We start from the raw sequence: 19,446 nt of genomic DNA on the forward strand, positions 1-19,446 counted from the left end.
GGGTTGGCGGGGCGTCCCCCTCACGTCCTAGTCTCGCTAGTCTCGCCCCATGCCGAAGGTCTTGGTCACCGGGATGTCGGGCACGGGCAAGTCGACCGCTCTGGAGGTCCTGGCCTCGCGAGGGCACAGGACCGTCGACACGGACGACGACCGATGGAGCCACTGGCTCACGCTGCCCGACGGGTCGTCCGACTGGGTGTGGCGCGAGGAGGCCATCGCCGAGCTGCTCGACGGCCACACCACGGGCAGCCTGTTCGTGGCCGGGTGCAAGTCCAACCAGGGGACGTTCTACTCCCGCTTCGACCATGTCGTCCTGCTGAGCGCGCCCGCCGAGGTGATGCTCGCCAGGATCGCCACCAGGACCAACAATCCGTACGGCAGGCGGCCGGAGGAACGCGAGGCCGTCCTGCGCGACCTGGCCGAGGTCGAGCCGCTGCTGCGCGCCACCTCGAGCGTCGAGATCGACACCAGGGTGCCGCTCGACACCGTCGTCCGCCTGCTGGAGGAGCTCGCCTGACCCCTTGCCGGGCGGCTATCTGCAGCTCGCCTTCCACGTCGGCGACCGGCGCAACCACAAGACCCAGGGCCACGGGCACGACGGCATCTCGCTGGACGTCTACTGGCTCCGGTCGAACGGATCAACTCGCTGCTGACAGAGGCCGGTTTTTCCTGAAACGCCACGTGCTGCGAGAGCCGGAGGCGCGCGTGCCCCAGCCCGCTTGCCGGCAGGAAAGCCCCCCGCCCCCTCACGGGGCCCGTCACCGACGCCGAAACCGCTCGTAGGCCTCGTTCACCTGATCGAGGAGGTCGACGAGTTCGAGACGATCCGTCGGGCCAAGGCAGGCGTAGGGCGCTGCGGCCAGTTCATCGGTGAGCCGGGCGGCCTTGTCTCTGGCGCTTCTGGCGGTCGACGGAAGGGCGGGCCAGGGTGGACGCCAGCCGTTGGCCACTGCCTTGTCGGTTCCTGGCCCGGCCAGGATGGCCGTGAGCGGGGTGAGACCGACGGCCAGCACAGCGATCAGGTGGGAGCCGCCCCTGTGCTCGCGAAGCCGCAGCAGCGCCAGAGCCACGCGGTCCACCGCGTCGCAGGCAGGGGAGGGATGGGAGCGCCATGCGGCGAAGAGCGGCCGTCCAGCGGGATCGGCCGCCTCCACCACCTGTTCGGCCAGGTGGGCGAGGCGTTCGAGCCCTGCCAGGTGGCCGTAGACCCTCCGCGCCCAGCGGAGGCACTCCTCGACGTCGGCGTTCACGACGGTGGCGAGTGAGGTCGCGGCGCGGGCCGCGCTCCAGGCCTCACGCACCAGGTTCGGGGCGAAGAATCCACAGGCCGCGGCGACGACGTCGGCGTCGACCTCGCCCAGGACGCCCGCACGACCGCCGAAGTAGAACGGCCAGCGGGAAAGGCCCAGGCTCTCACCGCGGGCCCGATAGAGCGGGTCGGAGCCGAACGCGGCCCCGACGCCGGTCACCACATGCTCGGTGTGCCGCACTACGTCGTCAGGTGTCACCCACGCTCCACTCCTCCGCTCACGCCGTCGCCCCGACCACACCAAACAATCCGCTGCCGGTTGCGGGCGCAAGAGACCGAGCAGCGACACGTGGACGCCGAGAAGGGGTGTGCCACGATCGCGGCCCACCCCTTGTCCGCGCTCCACCCGCAGCTCCCGGTCCCGGCCGAGAGAGCTACTTCGGCAGGAGCTTCACCCTCGTGACTTCCTCTGACGCCGCGGCGATGAACTCTTCGACCGCCTGACGCACCTCGTCGCCTCGTCGGGTCAGGGCGGCCCTGTCCACGTCGTGCATGTCGGCGACGAGGGCCATGGCGTTCTCCGCGAGGCGGGTGATCCCTGGGTCATCGGCAAGGAGGCGAACCCGATAGAGAGAGTGCCAAGCTGCCGCGCGAAGCCGGTACGACGCCGCCTTGGCCTCGTCGTAGGCTGCGCCCTCCTTGCCCTCGAACCCCTGCAAGGCGCGGTGGTACTGGGCGGAGCGGAATTCGAGGAGGGTCCCGGCGAACCCGCTGTAGACCGCCATTCGTTCCTCGCGGAGGCGGGCGGAGATCGTGAACTGTTCGGCTCGCTGGGTGGCTCTTTGCTGGAAGAGGTAGGTGACGAGTGAACCTAAGAGGGTCCCCCCGATCGCGAAGAGCCCGGCTAGAACGGCTTCCATGAGACTCAGTTGATCACAGCGGAGAGGTCAACCGAGACCCAAAGCAGAAGGGGTCATACCGATGATCTCGGTATGACCCCTTCGTGCTGGCGGAGGATAGGAGATTTGAACTCCTGAAGGGTTGCCCCTTACACGCTTTCCAAGCGTGCGCCCTCGGCCACTAGGCGAATCCTCCGTCGAGAAGCTTACCGGACTCTTCGCGATGAAGAGACCACGATTTAGCGTGAGCGAGCACTGCCGTACGGGGCTAGACTGTCGTAGGACCCCTCGCGCGGCGTCATCCTGTGAACCTCCCCAGGGCCGGAAGGCAGCAAGGATAAGCGGGCTCTGGCGGGTGTGCGAGGGGTCTCTTCATTGAAAGCCCCCTCGCAGGCGGGATGGTCGCATGAGTCTTGCGCTTTACCGCAAGTACCGGCCCGGAACCTTCGCCGAGGTCAAGGGTCAGGAGCACGTCACCGACCCCTTGCGGCAGGCGCTGCGCACCGGCCGGATCAACCACGCCTACCTCTTCAGCGGCCCACGCGGGTGCGGCAAGACTTCCAGCGCGCGCATCCTGGCGCGCTCCCTCAACTGCGAGAAGGGCCCGACGCCCGACCCCTGTGGCGAGTGCGAGTCGTGTGTGGCGCTCGCCCCCACGGGCCCAGGCCACCTCGACGTCATCGAGATCGACGCGGCCTCCCACGGTGGCGTCGACGACGCGCGCGACCTGCGTGAGCGGGCGTTCTTCGCCCCCGTCTCCGCGCGCTTCAAGATCTACATCATCGACGAGGCGCACATGGTGACCCGCGAGGGTTTCAACGCGCTGCTCAAGCTCGTCGAGGAGCCCCCGCCGCACCTGAAGTTCATCTTCGCGACCACCGAGCCCGAGAAGGTCATCGGCACGATCAAGTCGCGCACCCACCACTACCCGTTCAGGCTGATGCCGCCCGCGACGCTCAAGACCCTCATGGAGGAGATCCTCTCCTCCGAGAGCGTCCCCTACGAGCCCACCGCGCTGCCGTTGGTCGTCAGGGCAGGCGCGGGCTCCGCGCGCGACTCGCTGTCCATCCTCGACCAGCTCCTCGCGGGCGCCGACGACGACGGCATCACCTACGCCAAGGCCGTCTCCCTGCTCGGCTACACCGACGGCGACCTGCTCGACGAGGTGGTCGACGCGTTCGCCAGGCGCGACGGCGCCGCCGTCTTCCAGACCGTCAACCGCGTCATCGAAGGCGGGCACGACCCTCGCAGGTTCGCGGCCGACCTGCTCGAACGCTTCCGCGACCTGGTGATCCTCGCCAATGTTCCCGAGGCGGCGACCAGCGGGCTGCTCGACCGTCCGGCCGACGAGCTCGAACGCCTCGTCGCCCAGGCCTCCTCCATGGGGCCCGCCGAGCTGACCCGCGCGGCCGAGCTGTTCAACGCGGGCCTGACCGAGATGCGCGGCGCCACCTCACCCCGGCTGCTGCTCGAGCTGATGTGCGCGCGGGTGCTGCTGCCCGGTGCGGCGCAGGGGGAGGGCGCGCTGCTGGCCCGCCTCGAACGCCTCGAGCGCGGCGGCGTGGTCGCCCAGATGGCCTCCCGTCCAGGCGCTGGCGGTACGGCAGGCGCGCACGGCGCCTCGCCGCAGGTCACGGCGGCCGCGAGCCACGGCGAGACGGCCGCTCCTTACGCGGGTGCGGCCGGCCCTTCGAGCGTTGCCGCAGCGGTGCCCGGTTCCCAGGACGCCTCCGGCTCTGCGGGTACGGCGAGCGGCGCTCCTGGCGCGTCGTCCGGCTCCTCGGGCGCGGCGTCCGGACCTTCCGGGCCGTCCGCGGGTTCGGCCGGGATCTCTGACGGGACGGCGTCGTCCGGCACGGCGGCGGGCGCGGTCGCCGGTTCCCCTGCTTCTTCCGGCGGGGATGACTGGCCCGAGACTGTTCGGCCGGGTGCCCCTGCGGCGCAGCCCGAGCAGCCGGTCCAGCAGCAGCCGGTGCAGCAGGCGCCCGCCTACGCGGCACCCACTCAGGGCGGGGCAGGGCAGCTCCAGCAGCAGTGGCCCGCCGTACTGGCCGCGCTGAAGAAGCGCAGCATCGTCGTGTGGGCGAACGTCAACACCAACGCGCAGGTGGTCGGCGTCGAGGGCAACGTGGTCACGCTGGGGTTCACCCAGGTGGGCGCGATGAAGAACTTCACAGGCGGCGGCAAGGACGCCGTCGTGGCCTCCGCGCTGGGTGATGTCCTGGGCGGCACGTGGCGAGTGGAGGCCGTCGTCGGCGGCTCACCCGCCCCGCAGGGCCGCTCGGCCCAGCCCGGCCCCAGCGCTCCCTCCGCCCCGCACAGCGGCTCGCACGGGGCGCCCGTCGCCTCGCAAGGCGCTCCTCATGGTGGCCAAGGGGTCTCGCAGGCCGGTCCTCACGGCGTGGCCGGGGTTCCCCAGGGCGGCCCTCAGGGGGTGGCCGGTGCTTCATTCGGTGACCCCGCAGGAAGCGGCTCCCACAGCGGCGGTGCTCCTGGGACTGGTGTCCATCCAGCCGGCGCCGCTGAAGGTGGTGCGCCCGCGGACGGCGCTCCTGGACACGGCGCTCCTGGAGGCGGCGTCACGGGGGCCGGGGGGCCAGGGGCTGTCGTGGGCGGCGGGTTCCAGGGCGGCGGTGCTCCTGAGGGCGGTGTCCCGGGTGGCGGCTTTCGCGGAGGTGCTCCCGGCGCGGTCGGCGCTCAGCAAGGCGGGCCCGGCGGCGTAGGCGGTGCCGGTGGTGGCGCTCCCGACGGTGTCTCCGGTGGTGCAGGAGGCGGTGAGCCCGGCGCCGGAGCTGACGTTTCCGGTGGCTCCGCGGACGGCTGGGGCTCCGGCGGCTCGGGTGGCTCCATGACCGGCGTGGGCGCCGAGGGTGGCGCGGTCTCCGGTGGTGCCGTGGTCGAAGGGGCTCATGGCGGTGCGGCCGGGGAGGCTAACGGCGTCGAGAACGCCCAGGGGCGGGAGCGGCTGACCACCGACGAGTCCTGGCCTCAGGCGCCTGACGACCCGGATCCCGGCATGCCTCCCATGCCCAGTCCGAGCCAGGGCACGAGCCGTTCCTCAGGTGCCGCGCAGGGAGCGAGCCGCACGCCCAGCCCGGGGCTGGCCGCGGCGAGGTCGGCGGCGAAGGCGGCGGCTCAGGCGGCCGCGCAGGCCGGTCCTCGGGTGCCCGCGTCCAGGCAGGGCGGCGGATCAGGATCGGGTGGCTGGCCCGACGCGATCCCCGGACGCCGGCGCGGTCCCGAGTCGGATGAAGTGGACCCGCTCAACGACGCCAACGCCGACATCGACGAGCTCAGCGGCATGGCCCTGCTCCAGCGCGAACTCGGCGCCCAGATGATCGGCGAGATCGACCACACCTGATCGCCCTCCCGAGACCGGCCCCACACCCGAGCGCCACGGGACCGCTCACCACGAGCAGTCTCGGGACGCGGTCTCGTGCGTCGCGGTCTTCGGGAACGCGGTCTTCGGGAACGCGGTGTCTTGGAGGGGCGTGGCTGGGAGGAGCCTTCCGTTGGGGTGGGAGGTTGTGCGCTCGGTGAGCGTATTCCTGGACAGACGCCAGCCCGGGACCACGGGGGCGCTTGGCACGGCTTGCCGTACGGGCGGGAACGTGAGGGCGGCAACGTAAGGCAACGTACGGGCGGCAACGTAAGGCAACGTACGGGCGGCAACGTAAGGCAACGTACGGGCGGCAACGTAAGGCAACGTACGGGCGGCAACGTAAGGCAACGTACGGGCGGCAACGTAAGGCAACGTACGGGCGGCAACGTAAGGCAACGTACGGGCGGCAACGTAAGGCAACGTACGGGCGGCAACGTAAGGCAACGGGGTGGGGACGGGGCTGAAGGGTTAGGGGGAGAGGCGGGCGCGGGCGGCGGCGGCGCGGTGGTCGGAGGAGGGCAGGGCGGCGGCGACCCGTTCGAGGATCTGGAAGTCGTCGCGACCGTTCACCGTCTGCGCGTACGTCCACAGGGCGTCGGCCGAGCCGTGCGTGAGCAGGCTGGCGCGCACCTGGACCTCCAGCTCGTCACGAGCGCTGCGGATCTCCGGCGACTCCGAGCGCGGCAGCAGCGGCCCCGCGTAGGCGCGGGCGACGGCCTCGGGGTCGTTGGCCGTCAGCAGCTGCCGCAGTTCGAGGAAGTCGGCGGTCAGGGGAGCGACCAGCCGGTACGGCTTGGCCGCCACCGCCTCGCCGAGCTGGGCGCGCAGCCGGTAGATCTCTGGCCTGATCGTGGCGGGATTGCCCTCGTCGCCATACAGGTAATAGGAGAGTTGCTCGGCGGTAAGGCCGGAGGGATAGAGCGCGAGCAGCGTGAGGATCTCCGCGTGGCGCAGCGAGAGCGTCAGGAAGCGGTCGCCGTAGCGGGCGATGGGTGGCCCCTCGCCGAGGAAGGCGAGGCGTAGCGGCAGCGCCTCCGTGCGGGAGGCGGGCCGCAGCAGGTAGCCGTCGAAGAACGGTTCGAGGATGCCTGCGGGGCAGTCCGTGCCGCCTGGTTCGGGGAGGGTGATGCGGGCGCCGAGCCTGCCCGAGTGGTCGCCGGCGAGGACCCGTCCCGTCTTGGTGATCAGGACGCCGGTGCGCTGGACGAGCGAGTCGTATTTCCTGCGCAGCCGCTCGTCGCGCTCGTGCATCATCAGGGCGAGGCGCGCCTCGGCCAGCTTGGCGGTGGTGGCCACGAGCGCGACCGTGGCGGGGTGGAGGCTGCGGGTGATGCCGCTGACGTCGACGCAGCCGAGCACGGTGTCGGTGTCGGGGTCGATGATCGGCGCGGAGCTGCACGACCAGCAGTGGAGGACCCGCAGCAGGTGTTCCTCGGAGTAGACGTGGACGGGCTTGCGGGTGGCGAGCGCGGTGCCGATGCCGTTGGTGCCGACGGAGATCTCGGACCAGTGGTGGCCGTCGGCCAGGCCGACGACGTCGGCGCGGCGCATGGTGCCGAGGTCACCGTCGCGCCAGAGGATTCTGCCCTCGGCGTCCGTCACGATCATGATGTGCTCGGACTCGTCGGCCATGCGCCGCAGCGTCTCGGCGAGCATGGGCAGAACCGGCTGGAGAGGATGCGACTCGCGGACGTCCCTGATGAGCGAGCCGTCGTACACCAGCGGCGCCGCACGGCTCTCCGGATCGACCCCCGCCGCCTTCGACCTCCGCCACGACGCGCTGATCAGCTGTCGGGGCTCTCCGACCGTCGTCTCGTGGATCCGACGAAGCCGGCGAGAGTACGCATCGAGGTTCGCGTCACCCATCGGCCACTCCAAGTAGTCGGGCTGTACGGCGAAGCATCCGTGTTATCACCTCCGTCCGCAACCCGTTCGGGGGATTGCGCAGGGTGATTGAATGCTCGCAACCTGTGTGCAACGTTGGTCTCGCTAGTGTCACGGACCACGCTGACATGGTGCGGCCGCTCCGGTCGGCGTGATGGCCGGGTCCCGGACGCTGGAGGGGGGCCGGGATCCGGCCATAAGGCCCAGGTCGGTGGCACAGAGATGAAACGCATGTGCTCCCCAGTACATGACGGCGCTCAGAACCCGTAGGCTCGTGACAGTTAAGGACGCGGAGCAGGCGAGGAGCGCACGAAGGTGAACCCAGGGGATGTCAACCTGCAGCAGCTGCTGGAGCAGGCACAGCTCATGCAGCAGCAGCTCGTGAGCGCCCAGCAGGAGCTCAACGACGCGCAGATCGAGGGCTCGGCCGGGGGCGGCATGGTCACGGCCGTCGTCAACGGCTCAGGTGAGCTGCTCGAACTCAAGATCAACCCGTCCGTCATCGACGCCGACGACCCGCAGGACACCGCCGACACGATCGCCGACCTGGTCATCGCGGCCGTCCGCGACGCCGTGCGAGCGGCCGCCGACCTGCAGCAGGAGAAGCTGGGCCCGCTGGCCCAGGGCCTCGGCGGCGGTGGCCTCGGCCAGCTTCCCGGGCTCTAGGCCATGTACGAAGGGGTCGTCCAGAACCTGATCGACGAGCTGGGCCTGCTGCCCGGCGTCGGTCCCAAGAGCGCGCAGCGGATCGCCTTCCACCTGCTGGCGGCCGATCCCACCGACGTGAAGCGACTGGCCCACGCGCTGCTCGAGGTCAAGGAGAAGGTCCGGTTCTGCCGCGTCTGCGGCAACGTCGCCTCCGAGGAGGAGTGCCGGATCTGCCGCGACGCGCGGCGCGACCCTCATGTGATCTGCGTGGTGGAGGAGTCCAAGGACGTCGTCGCGATCGAGAAGACGCGCGAGTACCGGGGCACCTACCACGTGCTCGGCGGGGCGATCAGCCCGATCGACGGCGTCGGCCCCGACGACCTGCGCATCCGTGAGCTCATGACCAGGCTGGCCGACGGCCGCGTGACCGAGCTCATTCTCGCCACCGACCCCAATCTGGAGGGGGAGGCGACGGCGACCTACCTCGCCCGGCTGGTCAAGCCGATGGGCGTGAAAGTGACACGACTGGCCAGCGGCCTGCCTGTGGGCGGTGACCTCGAGTACGCCGACGAGGTCACCTTGGGCCGCGCTTTCGAAGGACGGAGGCTGCTGGATGTCTGATCAGTGGCGCGCTCTCGCCGACGAGATCGCAGGACACGCGCAGAACTATCTGGATGGCCTGACCAGGGTCGCGGGCGGCGAGGGCGGTGACGCCATCTGGTCGCTGCTGCTCGTGGAGGTCGCCCAGGTGAGCCTGGCGGGCGCCCAGCTCGGCGCGAGCCAGGACGTCATCCTGTCGGGCAACTGGGAGCCGCCGCTGAGCGAGGACCCAGACGTCGACGGCGTCCGTACGGCGCTGGCCGAACGCCTCGAGGCGGTGGACGACTACGCCGAGGTGTTCGACCCGTACAAGGACACCGCCGTCACGCCGTACCGGCTGTCCGACGACCTGACCGCGGTGGCGGCCGACCTCATCCACGGTCTGCGCCACTATCACGCGGGCAGGCCGCTGGAGGCGCTGTGGTGGTGGCAGTACTCCTACTTCAACACCTGGGGCAACCACGCGGGCGCGGCGATGCGGGCGCTCCAGGCGTTGGCGGCGCACACCCGTCTGGATGTGGCAGAAGAGGCGTTGTCCACATAGTGGTCCGAACCATCGGGTCCATGAGAAGCCCCCAGTAGACTGGCAGCTCACAGTCCAGACTGGGAGACTCTCGTGGCGCTCGTTGTGCAAAAGTACGGTGGTTCGTCCGTCGCCGACGCGTCCTGCATCAAGCGGGTCGCGCAGCGGATCGTCGCGACGAAAAAAGCCGGCAACGAGGTCGTCGTCATCGTCTCCGCGATGGGCGACACGACGGACGAGCTGCTCGACCTGGCCGAGCAGGTGTCGCCGCTGCCCCCTGGGCGCGAGCTCGACATGCTGCTGACCGCGGGTGAGCGCATCTCGATGGCCCTGTTGGCGATGGCGATCGCCAACCTGGGCCACGAGGCGCGCTCGTTCACAGGGTCGCAGGCCGGCGTGATCACCGACTCCACTCACGGCAAGGCGCGCATCATCGACGTGACGCCGAGCCGTATCCGTGAGGCGCTCGACGAAGGCCAGATCGCCATCGTGGCCGGGTTCCAGGGCGTCTCGCAGGACACCAAGGACATCACCACGCTGGGCCGTGGTGGCTCCGACACCACGGCGGTGGCGCTGGCGGCGGCTCTGGAAGCCGACGTCTGCGAGATCTACACCGATGTCGACGGCATCTTCACCGCCGACCCCCGCATCGTCACCCAGGCGCAGAAGATCCCCAGGATCTCCTATGAGGAGATGATGGAGATGGCCGCCTGTGGGGCGAAAATCCTGCACCTGCGCTGCGTCGAGTACGCTCGCAGGTTCAACCTGCCGATCCACGTGCGCAGCTCTTTCAGCACCAAGGAAGGCACGTGGGTCGTGGCCGACCCTTACACCGAAGGAACCGAGATGGAGCAGCCGATCATCTCCGGCGTCGCGCACGACCGGAGCGAGGCCAAGATCACCGTTGTCGGTGTTCCCGACAAGGTCGGAGAGGCTGCCGCGATCTTCAAAACGCTGTCCGAAGCCGAGATCAACATCGACATGATCGTGCAGAACGTCTCGGCGGCGGCGACGGGTCGTACCGACATCTCCTTCACGCTTCCCTCGACGGACAGCTCCACGGCGCTGGCCGCGCTGAAGCGCATCCAGGAGCAGGTCGGATTCGAGTCGCTGCAGTACGACGACCAGATCGGCAAGGTGTCGCTGGTGGGCGCGGGCATGCGCTCGCACCCCGGCGTCACCGCGACGTTCTTCGCCGCGCTCGCCGACGCGGGCGTCAACATCGAGATGATCTCCACCTCGGAGATCCGCATCTCGGTGATCGTGGGTCAGGACGGCGTCGACGCGGCTGTGGCCGCGGCGCACCGCGCGTTCGACCTCGACTCGGACCAGGTTGAAGCTGTGGTGTACGGAGGTAGCGGACGATGAGCAAGCCCACTCTCGCCCTGATCGGCGCGACCGGAGCGGTCGGCACCGTGATGCGCGAGCTGGTCTCGACCCGTGAGGACGTCTGGGGCGAGATCCGTCTCGTCGCCTCGGCCCGCAGCGCGGGCAAGCTCCTGCGGGTCCGCGGCGAGGACGTCGTGGTCCAGGCGCTGGCGCCCGAGGTGTTCGACGGCGTCGACGTCGCCATCTTCGACGTCCCCGACGAGGTGTCGGCCGAGTGGGTGCCGGTGGCCGCCGCCCGCGGCGCGATCGCCATCGACAAGTCGGGCACGTTCCGCATGGAGCCCGACGTCCCGCTGGTCGTCCCCGAGGTGAACCCGCTCGACGCGCGTAACAGGCCGCGCAACATCATCTCGACCCCCAACTGCACCACGCTGTCGATGATGGCCGCGATCGGCGCGCTGCACGCGGAGTACACGCTCAAGGAGCTCGTCGTCGCCTCCTACCAGGCGGTCTCGGGCGCGGGCGTGGCGGGTCCCGCGCGGCTCTACGACGAGATCGAGGCGCTGGCGGGCGACCGCACGGTCGGCCAGAGCGCCGGCGACGTGCGCAAGGCGCTGGCCAACAAGCTCGAGGACGACTCGCCGTTCCCCGCTCCCATCGCGTTCAACGTGGTGCCGTGGGCGGGCTCCTACAAGGACGGCGGCTGGGCCTCGGAGGAGTTGAAGCTGCGCAACGAGTCGCGCAAGATCCTCGGCATCCCCGACCTGAAGGTCTCGGCCACCTGCGTGCGGGTGCCCGTCGTCACCACGCACTCGCTGGCTGTCCACGCCAGGTTCGAGCGCGAGATCACGGTGGCCGACGCGCACCGCATCCTCGAGGGCCGCGCCGACCGTGGTCCTCATGGACGACCCCGCCAACGGCGTGTGGCCGACGCCGATCGACGTGGTGGGCACCGACCCGACCTACATCGGGCGCATCCGCCAGGCGGTCGACTTCCCGAACACGCTCGACATGTTCGTCTGCGGCGACAACCTCCGTAAGGGCGCGGCCCTCAACGCGGCTGAGATCGCCGAGTTGGTGGCCACCGAGTTCTGATCCCGCCCGCCGTCCGAGATCCCCTGGAGTCGCTTCCTGGGGCTCTCTCGGGCCCTGCCTCTCCACGCGCCCTCCGGTCACCGCGACCGGAGGGCGCCGTGCTTGCCGACGCCGTCCGTCTCTCTCCCGTACGGCAAGCCGCCCCCCGCGCCCCCGTGGTCACCGGCTGAGGCCCGTCCAGGGGACGCTCCTCGGGCGCGCGCGCCAGGCGCCGTCACGGACGGCAGGACCGTGCCGCACGGGAGCGGCGCTCTCACCGGAACTGGATGTCCCTGTGGCCGGTGGCACGGAGAGCGGCGATGTCATCGGAACAGCATGCCCCCGTGGCCGGCCGCACGGAGAGCGGCAGGCTCACCGGAACAGGATGTCCCCGTCGTCGGCGGCACGGAGAGCGGCGATCTCACCGGAACAGGATGTCCCAGTGGTCGGACTCGCTGGCGAACAGGGCGCCGTCGGCGGAGCGGTAGAGGGCGGCGCCGTCACTCCTGACGCCGACCTTCGGGTACGTGCGGGTGATGTGGCGGTCCACGCACTCGCTGTGGCGGATGTCGATCTTGTAGCCCGCCGCGTGGCTGAAGGCGCCAGGCGCGTGGCCCGCCTCCGTGCCACCGGTGACGACGACCTTGCAGCCGCTCTCGCGCTTCAGGTCGATCACCCCTGCGAGCGTCTCCGACCTCATGGCCTGCATCGAGGTGCAGACCCTGTTGTGCCTGTCCGCGCAGTGCCCGCTGGACTTCCAGCTCAGCCCCTCCTGGGCCAGCCTGTCGATGGCGAAGGCGTGCGAGACGCGTACCGCGTGGCGAGGCAGGGCCCTGGACAGCAGCGCCGCGGACTCGCGAGTCCGCCAGGTGCGGGTCTGGGCGTGACGGGCCTCGACATGACGCGCCTTGAAGCGGGGCGCCTCGACGCGACGTGCCTCATGGCGTGCCGCCTCGACGTGACGCGCCTCTGAGCGGGGCGCCTCGACATGACGCGCCTCATAGCGGGGCGTCTCGACATGACGCGCCTCATAGCGGGGCGCCTCGACGCGGCGTCCGGCGGGCCGGTTCGCCGCGGAGCGGCTCAGCGGGGACTGCTGTGCCCTGTGCGGGCGGGCCTTCGGCTGGTGAGCCTCGGCCACGTACCAGCGGGCGGTCTCGATGACGCCCCCTGGTCGATAGGTTCCAATGATCGGAGGCGGAGCCTCGGCGGAAGCATCGTCAGCGGCCGGGGTGAATCGCGCGGGCGCGGCCGAAGCCGATCCCGACAGCATGATGATGCAGGTCTGTATGGCGATGAGCGCGGCCACGAAGAACCGCACCAACCAACGTATCCACATGTGATGCCCTTTTCGCGGAGTTGCCCTTCCGCCAAAATCATCAATGCCACGGTTCAGGGTGGATGATCCCTCCTCCGAAGCGATCTTTACCCTGTGGCGGTGATCACCGTGCGGCTCCATGACCTCACGGCCCCGTCTAACGTAAAGTGACGAGCGTGTCCGAACCGCGCAGCCGAGGATCGGAGAGCACCCGCGAGCTCATCGTCGAGACGGCCTTGCGTCTGTTCAGGGAACGCGGCTTCGATGCGACCACGATGCGGGCGATCGCGGCGGAGGCCGGGGTCTCCGTGGGAAACGCCTACTACTACTTCGCCTCCAAGGACGAACTGGTGCAGGCGTACTACGACCGTGCCCAGATCGCGCACGAGGAGGCCTGCCGCGACCTGCTGGCCACCGAGCGCTCCTTCGCCGCGCGGCTGACGGGCGTGCTCAGGGAGTGGGTGCGGGTGTCGGAGCCGTACCACGAGTTCGCGGTGAAGTTCTTCAAGCACGCGGCCGAGCCGACCAACCCGCTCAGCCCCTTCAGCTCCCAGTCCACGCCCGCCCGTGAGGCCTCCATCGCCATCTACCGGCAGGTGGTGGAGGGCTCGCGCGACCGCATGGACGCCGAGCTGCGCGAGGAGCTGCCCGAGCTGCTGTGGCTGATGTCCATGGGCATCGTCCTGTACTGGGTCCACGACACCTCGCCAGGGTGCGCGCGCACCTACAGGCTCATCGAGGTGACCGTGCCGCTCGTGGACCGGCTCGTCGGCCTTTCGCACCTGCCGGGCCTGCGGGGCATCACCAAGGACTTCATCGCGGCGGTGCACGAGCTGCGCGCCTGACCCCGACCACGAACGGTCGGCCGCCGCCATGCCCATGGCGGCATACCGTCTGGTTGGTATGGTCCTGGGTAAATGACGGACACCTCCCTGGAGGCTCGCGATGACCCAGAACTGGGGCATGACCATCCCCTTCTTCGACCGCTCGCTCGCTGAGTCGAAGGAGCTCATCGCCGAACTGCCCGGCCTCGGGTACACCGACGTCTGGTCGGCGGAGGTCAACGGCGCCGACGCCTTCGTGCCGCTGGCGATGGCCGCGGAGTGGGCCCAGGGCGTGAGGCTGGGCACCGCCATCGTGCCGGTGTTCACCCGCGGCCCAGGACTGCTGGCGATGTCGGCGGCGACGCTGGCCGACCTGGCGCCGGGGCGGTTCGTGCTCGGCATCGGCTCCTCCTCCCCTGCGATCGTGCAGCGGTGGAACGCGGCCGAGTTCGGCAGGCCGTACGCCAGGACCAGGGACACCCTGCGCTTCCTCAGGAAGGCGCTGGCGGGGGAGAAGGTGTCCGAGCAGTACGAGACCTTCGGGGTGAAGGGGTTCAAGCTGGAGCGGGCGCCCAAGGTCGCTCCCAAGATCGTGCTGGCGGCGCTGCGCCCCAGGATGCTCCACCTGGCGGCCTCCGAGGCCGACGGCGCGATCACGAATTGGCTGTCACCCGAGGACGTGCGGCAGGTGCGGGCCGAGGTCGGCCCCTCGACCGAGCTCATCGCGCGCATCTTCGTCTGCGTGAGCGAGGACTCCGACAGGGCGCGTGAGATGGGCAGGTGGATGCTGGCCAGCTACCTGACCGTGCCCGCCTACGCGGCCTTCCACGACTGGCTGGGGCGGGCCGAGGTGCTGCGCCCGATGCACGAGGCGTGGGCGGCGGGCGATCGGCAGGCGGCGCTGAAGGCGATCCCCGACGAGGTGGTGGACGCGCTGATCGTCCATGGCGACGCGGCCACCTGCAGGGCCAGGGTGCAGGAGTACGTCGACAACGGGCTCGACACCCCGATCCTCGCGCCCGTCCCCGCCGACCTCCCCGTCCCCGAGGCCGTCCGCGCCCTGGCTCGCTGACGCGGGCCGCGCGGGGTCGCCGGTCGCGAGGCGGACCCCGCACGTGGGCTTGCTCACACGGCCCCGATCGGGGTTTTCAGGCGAGCGATCCCGAGGGAGTGTGGAGGGAGATCACCTGAAAAGGGAGACGGCGTGGACGAGGTTCTGAGGCTGGACGCGGTCGGGCAGGCGCAGGCCGTGCGCGAGGGGCTGATCAGCCCGCGAGAGCTGGTCGAAGCGGCCATCGCGAAGATCGAAGCTCATGACGCCGAGATCAACGCCGTCGTCCATCCGAGGTTCGAGCGGGCGCTCGCCGAGCTGGACGGCCTCCCCGAGGGGGCGCCGTTCAGGGGGGTGCCGATCCTGGTGAAGGACCTCGGCTGGGGTCAGGCGGGCGAGCCGTACAGAGCGGGGTCGAGGACGTTCGACGGCGTGGAGGTCGGCGAGGACGCGCACGCGGTGACCAGCCTGCGTGAAGCCGGATTCGTCATCCTGGGCAGGACGAACACCCCTGAGTTCGGCACCACGATCACGACCGAGCCCGTGGCCTACGGGCCGACCCGCAATCCCTACGATCTCGCCTACTCGCCGGGCGGATCCAGCGGAGGGTCGGCGGCGGCGGTCGCGGCGGGCATGGTCGCGGTGGCGACGGCCAGCGACGGAGGCGGCTCGATCAGGATCCCCGCCGGCATGTGCGGGCTCGTCGGACTGAAGCCGACCAGGGGCCGCTCCAGCTACGGCCCCGCGTCGGGGGAGGCGTGGAGCGGGATGTCCACGCTCGGCCTGCTCAGCCGTACGGTCAGGGACACCGCCGCGGTGCTGGACCTGTTCACGGGCTACGTGCACGGCGACCCGTACGACGCGCCCGGACTGCCGGGCCCGCTCGAGGCGGAGGTGGGCGCCGATCCAGGACGGCTGAGGATCGGGTTCGTCGCCGAGCACCCGCGCGAGGACGTCCCCGGTGACCCCGTGCCGGCGGCCGCCGTCACGGCGGCGGCCACGCTGCTCGAAGAGCTGGGCCACGAGGTCACGCCGAGCCGGCCCGAGGCCCTGGCCGAACCGGACTTCGCCCTGCACTTCGGCGCGATCGTCGCCACCAACGTGGCCGCCGAGGTGGAGAACATCGGCAGGTGGCGCGGCAAGCCCGTCGACCTGGCCGAGCTCGAGCCGCGCAACCAGGCGATGGCCAGGGCGGGGCGCGACCGCAGCGCCGTCGACCACATCCTCGCGCTGCAGTGGATCGACGGCTTCCGCCGCAGGATGGCCGCCTGGTGGGCCGACCACGACGTGCTGCTCGCCCCCACGCTGGGCATCCAGCCCTTCCCTCTAGGCTGGCTGCCGCCCGACGACCTGAGCACCGCGTTCGGCCGTACGGGGCCCGCCGTCGCGTTCACCTCCCCGTTCAACGCCACGGGACAGCCCGCGATCTCCCTGCCGCTGCACAGGACCCCCGCGGGGCTCCCCGTCGGCGTGCAGCTGATCGCCGCGGCCGGCAGGGAGGATCTGCTCGTACGGCTGGCCGCCCAGATCGAGCACGCCCGGCCCTTCGATCACGCCGCCATGCGTTAGGGAACCTCCCTCACGGGTAATGCGTTATATCGCGAAGAGGAGGTACTCGCGATGGTGAAGGCATCCAGGGCCGCTGCGGTCTGGAAGACGTACAGAGAGGTCAGCACGCCGGGCTCGCCCGGCATCCTGACCAGGATCAGGGCGATCCCCCGCCTGATCGGTGGCGTGATGCGGGGCGACTACCAGGGCATGGGCAAGAGCAAGCTGGCCATGATGGCGCTCGGCGTGGCCTACATCGTCTCGCCGGTCGACCTGATCCCGGAATTCCTGGTGCTCATCGGTGTCGCGGACGACTTCGGTGTGTTCCTGTGGCTGGCGGCCTCGATGCTCGGCGAGAGCGGCCGATACGTCGAGTGGGAGCGCAAGCGCATCATGGGACAGGTCCAGCGCTGACCTGAGCCGCGTTCTCCAGCAACAGCCGCAGCGCGGCAGGCGGCTGGACCGCCGACACGGGGGCCCCGCCGTCGATCACCATGGAGGGGACCCCTGCGACGCCGAGCTCGGCCGCGCGTCGCTCGTCGGCCCTGACCCGCTCGGCGTAGGCGTCGCCGGCCAGCAGGGCGCGCGCCTCGTCCGCCTCCAGCCCGGCCTCGACGGCCAGGCGTTCCAGCACCACGGGGTCGGCCACGTCGAGCCCCTCGGTGTGGTAACCGCGCAGCAGCCGCTCCATCACCTCGTCGGCCAGCCCGCGGTCGGCGGCCAGATGGCACAGCCTGTGGGCGTCGAAGGTGTTCACCGGCCGGGCCAGATGCAGGTTGAGCTCCAGGCCCTCGGCCGCTCCCAGCGCCTGGATGTGAGCGACCCTGGCCTCGGCCTGGTCGCCCCACCACTCCCTCATCGCCTCGGCGGCGCTCTGTCCCGGTTCGCGTCCTGACTCGGGGGCGAGCTCGAGGCTCCGCCAGATGATCTGCACCTGGTCACGCCCGTCGACCTGGCTCAACGCGGCGGCGACGCGCCGCTTGCCGATGTAGCACCAGGGGCACAGGACATCGACGTAGATCTCCACCTGCATGGGGGTTCCTCTGCTGGAAAACGGATCAGACGATCCGCATTCTGCGACCTCAACCACGCTTGAGATCAAGCCGTGCTCAGAGCTGCTCCATCCGCAGCCAGGCGCGTGAGGGAAGCGGGTGGCCGAACAGGCGGGCGGCGTTGCCGTAGGCGACTCTGGCGATGTCGGCGGGCGGAAGGGTGCCCAGGTTGCGGGCCACCGCCTGCTGCGTGTCGGGCCAGGTCGAGTCGGAGTGCGGGTATCCGCTCTCCAGCAGGACGTGGTCGAGGCCGACGGCCAGCCGTACGCCCGAGAGCGCGTGGTCGTCGAGGGTGCCGAAGAAGAAGTTGCGGCGCAGGACCTCGCTGGGCTTCAGGCCGCCCTCCCACAGCGCCTCGGTGCCCACGGGGTGGTCGAGGGCGTAGTCGGCCCGCTCGGCCAGCATGGGCAGCCAGCCCACGGCTCCCTCGACGACGAGGATGCGCAGGTTGGGGAAGCGCAGCGGCACCCCCGACCAGAGCCAGTCGGCACAGGCGAACATCGCGCTAGCCGGCATGAGCGTGGTGATGGCCTCGATGGGCGTGTCGGGGGAGGGGACCGGCGACCACGACGAGGCGCCGGTGTGGAGGCAGACGACGGTGCCCGTCTCCTCGCAGGCGGCGAAGAACGGGTCCCAGTGCTGCGTGTGGATCGACGGCAGCCGCAGCCTGGTGGGGAACTCGGGGAAGACGACGGCCTTGAAGCCGCGCGCGGCGTTGGCGCGGATCTCCTTGGCGGCGACCTCGGGGTCGGGCAGCCAGGGCAGCTGCAGGCCGATGATGCGCTCGGGATAGGTGCCGGCCCACACGTCGATGTGCCAGTCGTTCCAGGCCTTGGTCAGCGCGAGGCCGAGCTCCTGGTCGCGGGTCCTGGCGAACGGCATGCCCGACTGACCGGCGAGCATGCCGGGGAAGCAGAGCGCCGCCCAGATGCCGGCGAGGTCCATGTCCTCGATGCGGGCCTCGATGTCGTAGCAGCCAGGGCGCATGTCCTCGAACCTGACGGGGTCGAGGGTCCACTGCTCGCGTGGCAGCCCTGCGCCGACGTCGAGCCCCGCGCAGGGGTAGGTGGCTCCGCCGTACCGCCAGACCTGGTGACCAGCCTCGGTCTCGACCACCTTGGGGGCCGCGTCGGCGTGTTTCGCCGCCACTCGGTCCTCGAAAAGGTCTGGGGGCTCGATCAGGTGATCATCGGCGGAGATGATCACATAGTCGCGCCGCCTCGGCTCGGGGTCGGGAAGGAGCGGCGTAGTCACGCAGGCAACGGTACGACGTGCGCATCACGTCGAACAAGCCGACTGGTCACCTGTTGGTATCGGGCGCTCACCGGGGATCATCCAGGAGTGCGGCCCGCAGCCGCCCGATCGTCGCCTGGTCGACATCGAGCACGTCGGCGCAGTAGCGCTCGACGGAGCCGTGCCGCGCGGCCAGGTCGGTGAGGAAATGGCGCATCGCCTCGGCCGGCGCCATGCCGAACCCCGGCCACAGCGTGGCCTCGGGGTGTCTGGCCTTCCAGTCGGCGATGAAGCGCTCGGTGGCCAAGCCGGTGAGAGCGTAGTCGGCGACGATGTCGTCCTCGGCGACGCCGACCAGCGACAGCACCAGCGCCGTGAGGACGCCGGTGCGGTCCTTGCCCGCCGCGCAGTGGACGACGACGGGCGCGCCGGCCCTCGTCGGCGATGGTCCGGACGGCGAAGCCGAGCCGGTCGGCGCCGTCCTCTGTGACCTCCAGGTACCGGTCGGCCAGGAACCTGCCGACGCCCAGCTCGGGGTCGTAGGTCTCGACGTTCCACCTGCGGACCTCGACGGGGAGGTTGTGGTAGGTCAGGCCGTCGGCGTCGGGGACGCGGCCCGTGCGCTCGATCTCGAAGGGGTGGCGCAGATCGAGCACCGTGCGGATCCCGAGGGCCAGGAACCTGTCGAGGTCGTCGCCCGACAGCCAGCCGAGGGAGTCGGCGCGGTAGAACCTCCGCCACTGCACGGTCCGCCCGTCGCGGGTGACATACCCGCCGATATCGCGGAAGTTGTGGAGCCGCAGGAATTCGAGATGGCGCGTCACGGGAAATA

Annotated in this window: 18 protein-coding genes, 1 tRNA gene, 1 other RNA gene and 2 pseudogenes; 13 read left to right on the plus strand and 9 right to left on the minus strand. The window is 70.4% G+C overall.

Annotated elements, in window-relative coordinates:
- Positions 1-49 precede the first annotated feature (49 nt).
- A complete protein-coding gene (locus FHR33_RS27220) occupies positions 50-517 on the plus strand; it encodes an ATP-binding protein (protein WP_183653343.1) in 468 nt (155 codons plus the stop codon).
- Positions 518-521: 4 nt separating this feature from the next.
- On the plus strand, positions 522-653 hold the full coding sequence (locus tag FHR33_RS51900; protein ID WP_281388181.1) for a hypothetical protein: 132 nt from the start codon (positions 522-524) through the stop codon (positions 651-653).
- Positions 654-758: 105 nt separating this feature from the next.
- Here FHR33_RS51900 and FHR33_RS27225 read toward each other — a convergent pair whose 3' ends face one another.
- The 3 genes from FHR33_RS27225 to FHR33_RS27235 form a co-directional block, all read right to left on the minus strand.
- Entirely contained in the window at positions 759-1,508 is a 750-nt protein-coding gene (locus tag FHR33_RS27225; RefSeq protein ID WP_183653346.1) for an SCO6745 family protein, read from the minus strand.
- A gap of 175 nt (positions 1,509-1,683) precedes the next feature.
- A complete protein-coding gene (kilB, locus tag FHR33_RS27230; protein WP_183653349.1) occupies positions 1,684-2,169 on the minus strand; it encodes a plasmid transfer protein KilB in 486 nt (161 codons plus the stop codon).
- 87 nt (positions 2,170-2,256) lie between these two features.
- Positions 2,257-2,344, minus strand: a tRNA-Ser gene (locus tag FHR33_RS27235).
- 83 nt (positions 2,345-2,427) lie between these two features.
- Here FHR33_RS27235 and ffs point away from each other — a divergent pair.
- Together ffs and FHR33_RS53390 are read left to right on the plus strand one after the other, a co-directional pair.
- Positions 2,428-2,523: signal recognition particle sRNA small type (gene ffs / locus FHR33_RS27240), an RNA gene on the plus strand.
- Between the two features lie 31 nt (positions 2,524-2,554).
- The gene (locus FHR33_RS53390) at positions 2,555-5,509 is read left to right on the plus strand and encodes a DNA polymerase III subunit gamma and tau (RefSeq protein WP_376773232.1); all 2,955 of its coding nucleotides are present in this window, start codon (positions 2,555-2,557) and stop codon (positions 5,507-5,509) included.
- 489 nt (positions 5,510-5,998) lie between these two features.
- Here FHR33_RS53390 and FHR33_RS27250 read toward each other — a convergent pair whose 3' ends face one another.
- Positions 5,999-7,396: a helix-turn-helix domain-containing protein gene (locus FHR33_RS27250; protein WP_183653352.1), complete on the minus strand. Its 1,398-nt coding sequence runs from the start codon at positions 7,394-7,396 to the stop codon at positions 5,999-6,001.
- Between the two features lie 333 nt (positions 7,397-7,729).
- On the opposite strand from FHR33_RS27250, the gene FHR33_RS27255 reads away from it, so the two are divergent.
- The 5 genes and pseudogenes from FHR33_RS27255 (at position 7,730) to FHR33_RS27275 (ending at position 11,609) form a co-directional block, all read left to right on the plus strand.
- A complete protein-coding gene (locus FHR33_RS27255) occupies positions 7,730-8,080 on the plus strand; it encodes a YbaB/EbfC family nucleoid-associated protein (RefSeq protein ID WP_183653355.1) in 351 nt (116 codons plus the stop codon).
- Positions 8,081-8,083: 3 nt separating this feature from the next.
- Positions 8,084-8,683 (plus strand): recombination mediator RecR, encoded by a 600-nt coding sequence (recR, locus tag FHR33_RS27260; protein ID WP_183653358.1) that lies wholly within the window; start codon positions 8,084-8,086, stop codon positions 8,681-8,683.
- Positions 8,676-9,206, plus strand: coding sequence for a DUF5063 domain-containing protein (locus tag FHR33_RS27265; RefSeq protein ID WP_183653360.1), 531 nt, complete (start codon positions 8,676-8,678; stop codon positions 9,204-9,206). Before recR ends, FHR33_RS27265 begins: the two co-directional genes overlap by 8 nt.
- Before the next feature lie 72 nt (positions 9,207-9,278).
- Positions 9,279-10,553, plus strand: coding sequence for an aspartate kinase (locus FHR33_RS27270; RefSeq protein ID WP_183653363.1), 1,275 nt, complete (start codon positions 9,279-9,281; stop codon positions 10,551-10,553).
- Positions 10,550-11,609 (plus strand): annotated as a pseudogene (locus tag FHR33_RS27275) (aspartate-semialdehyde dehydrogenase). Before FHR33_RS27270 ends, FHR33_RS27275 begins: the two are co-directional and overlap by 4 nt.
- A 400-nt stretch (positions 11,610-12,009) precedes the next feature.
- Here the strand turns inward: FHR33_RS27275 and FHR33_RS27280 are convergent.
- Positions 12,010-12,912 carry a flagellar biosynthesis protein FlhF gene (locus FHR33_RS27280; RefSeq protein WP_183653366.1) on the minus strand — a complete coding sequence of 301 codons (903 nt, stop codon included), beginning with the start codon at positions 12,910-12,912 and terminating at the stop codon, positions 12,010-12,012.
- Positions 12,913-13,082: 170 nt separating this feature from the next.
- Here FHR33_RS27280 and FHR33_RS52810 point away from each other — a divergent pair, with 170 nt between their 5' ends.
- The 4 genes from FHR33_RS52810 (at position 13,083) to FHR33_RS27300 (ending at position 16,743) form a co-directional block, all read left to right on the plus strand.
- Positions 13,083-13,751, plus strand: a complete 669-nt coding sequence (locus FHR33_RS52810; protein WP_183653369.1) for a TetR family transcriptional regulator — start codon at positions 13,083-13,085, stop codon at positions 13,749-13,751.
- Between the two features lie 100 nt (positions 13,752-13,851).
- Positions 13,852-14,802 carry an LLM class F420-dependent oxidoreductase gene (locus tag FHR33_RS27290; protein WP_183653371.1) on the plus strand — a complete coding sequence of 317 codons (951 nt, stop codon included), beginning with the start codon at positions 13,852-13,854 and terminating at the stop codon, positions 14,800-14,802.
- A gap of 132 nt (positions 14,803-14,934) precedes the next feature.
- Positions 14,935-16,350, plus strand: coding sequence for an amidase (locus FHR33_RS27295; RefSeq protein WP_221241267.1), 1,416 nt, complete (start codon positions 14,935-14,937; stop codon positions 16,348-16,350).
- 51 nt (positions 16,351-16,401) lie between these two features.
- Complete coding sequence (locus FHR33_RS27300) at positions 16,402-16,743, plus strand: YkvA family protein (RefSeq protein ID WP_183653374.1); 342 nt, start codon at positions 16,402-16,404, stop codon at positions 16,741-16,743.
- Here FHR33_RS27300 and FHR33_RS27305 read toward each other — a convergent pair.
- The 4 genes and pseudogenes from FHR33_RS27305 to FHR33_RS51915 all read right to left on the minus strand — a co-directional run.
- A complete protein-coding gene (locus FHR33_RS27305; protein WP_183653377.1) occupies positions 16,721-17,362 on the minus strand; it encodes a DsbA family oxidoreductase in 642 nt (213 codons plus the stop codon). The two genes, FHR33_RS27300 and FHR33_RS27305, sit on opposite strands and share 23 nt — an antisense overlap.
- Before the next feature lie 76 nt (positions 17,363-17,438).
- The gene (locus FHR33_RS27310; protein WP_183653381.1) at positions 17,439-18,635 is read right to left on the minus strand and encodes an amidohydrolase family protein; all 1,197 of its coding nucleotides are present in this window, start codon (positions 18,633-18,635) and stop codon (positions 17,439-17,441) included.
- Positions 18,636-18,702: 67 nt separating this feature from the next.
- Complete coding sequence (locus FHR33_RS51910) at positions 18,703-18,984, minus strand: tyrosine-protein phosphatase (RefSeq protein WP_281388445.1); 282 nt, start codon at positions 18,982-18,984, stop codon at positions 18,703-18,705.
- A gap of 127 nt (positions 18,985-19,111) precedes the next feature.
- Positions 19,112-19,438 (minus strand): annotated as a pseudogene (locus FHR33_RS51915) (tyrosine-protein phosphatase); the annotation flags it as partial.
- Between the last annotated feature and the right edge of the window lie 8 nt (positions 19,439-19,446).

It is taken from the genome of Nonomuraea dietziae, assembly GCF_014195505.1.
GTDB classification, from domain to species: Bacteria; Actinomycetota; Actinomycetes; order Streptosporangiales; family Streptosporangiaceae; genus Nonomuraea; species Nonomuraea roseola.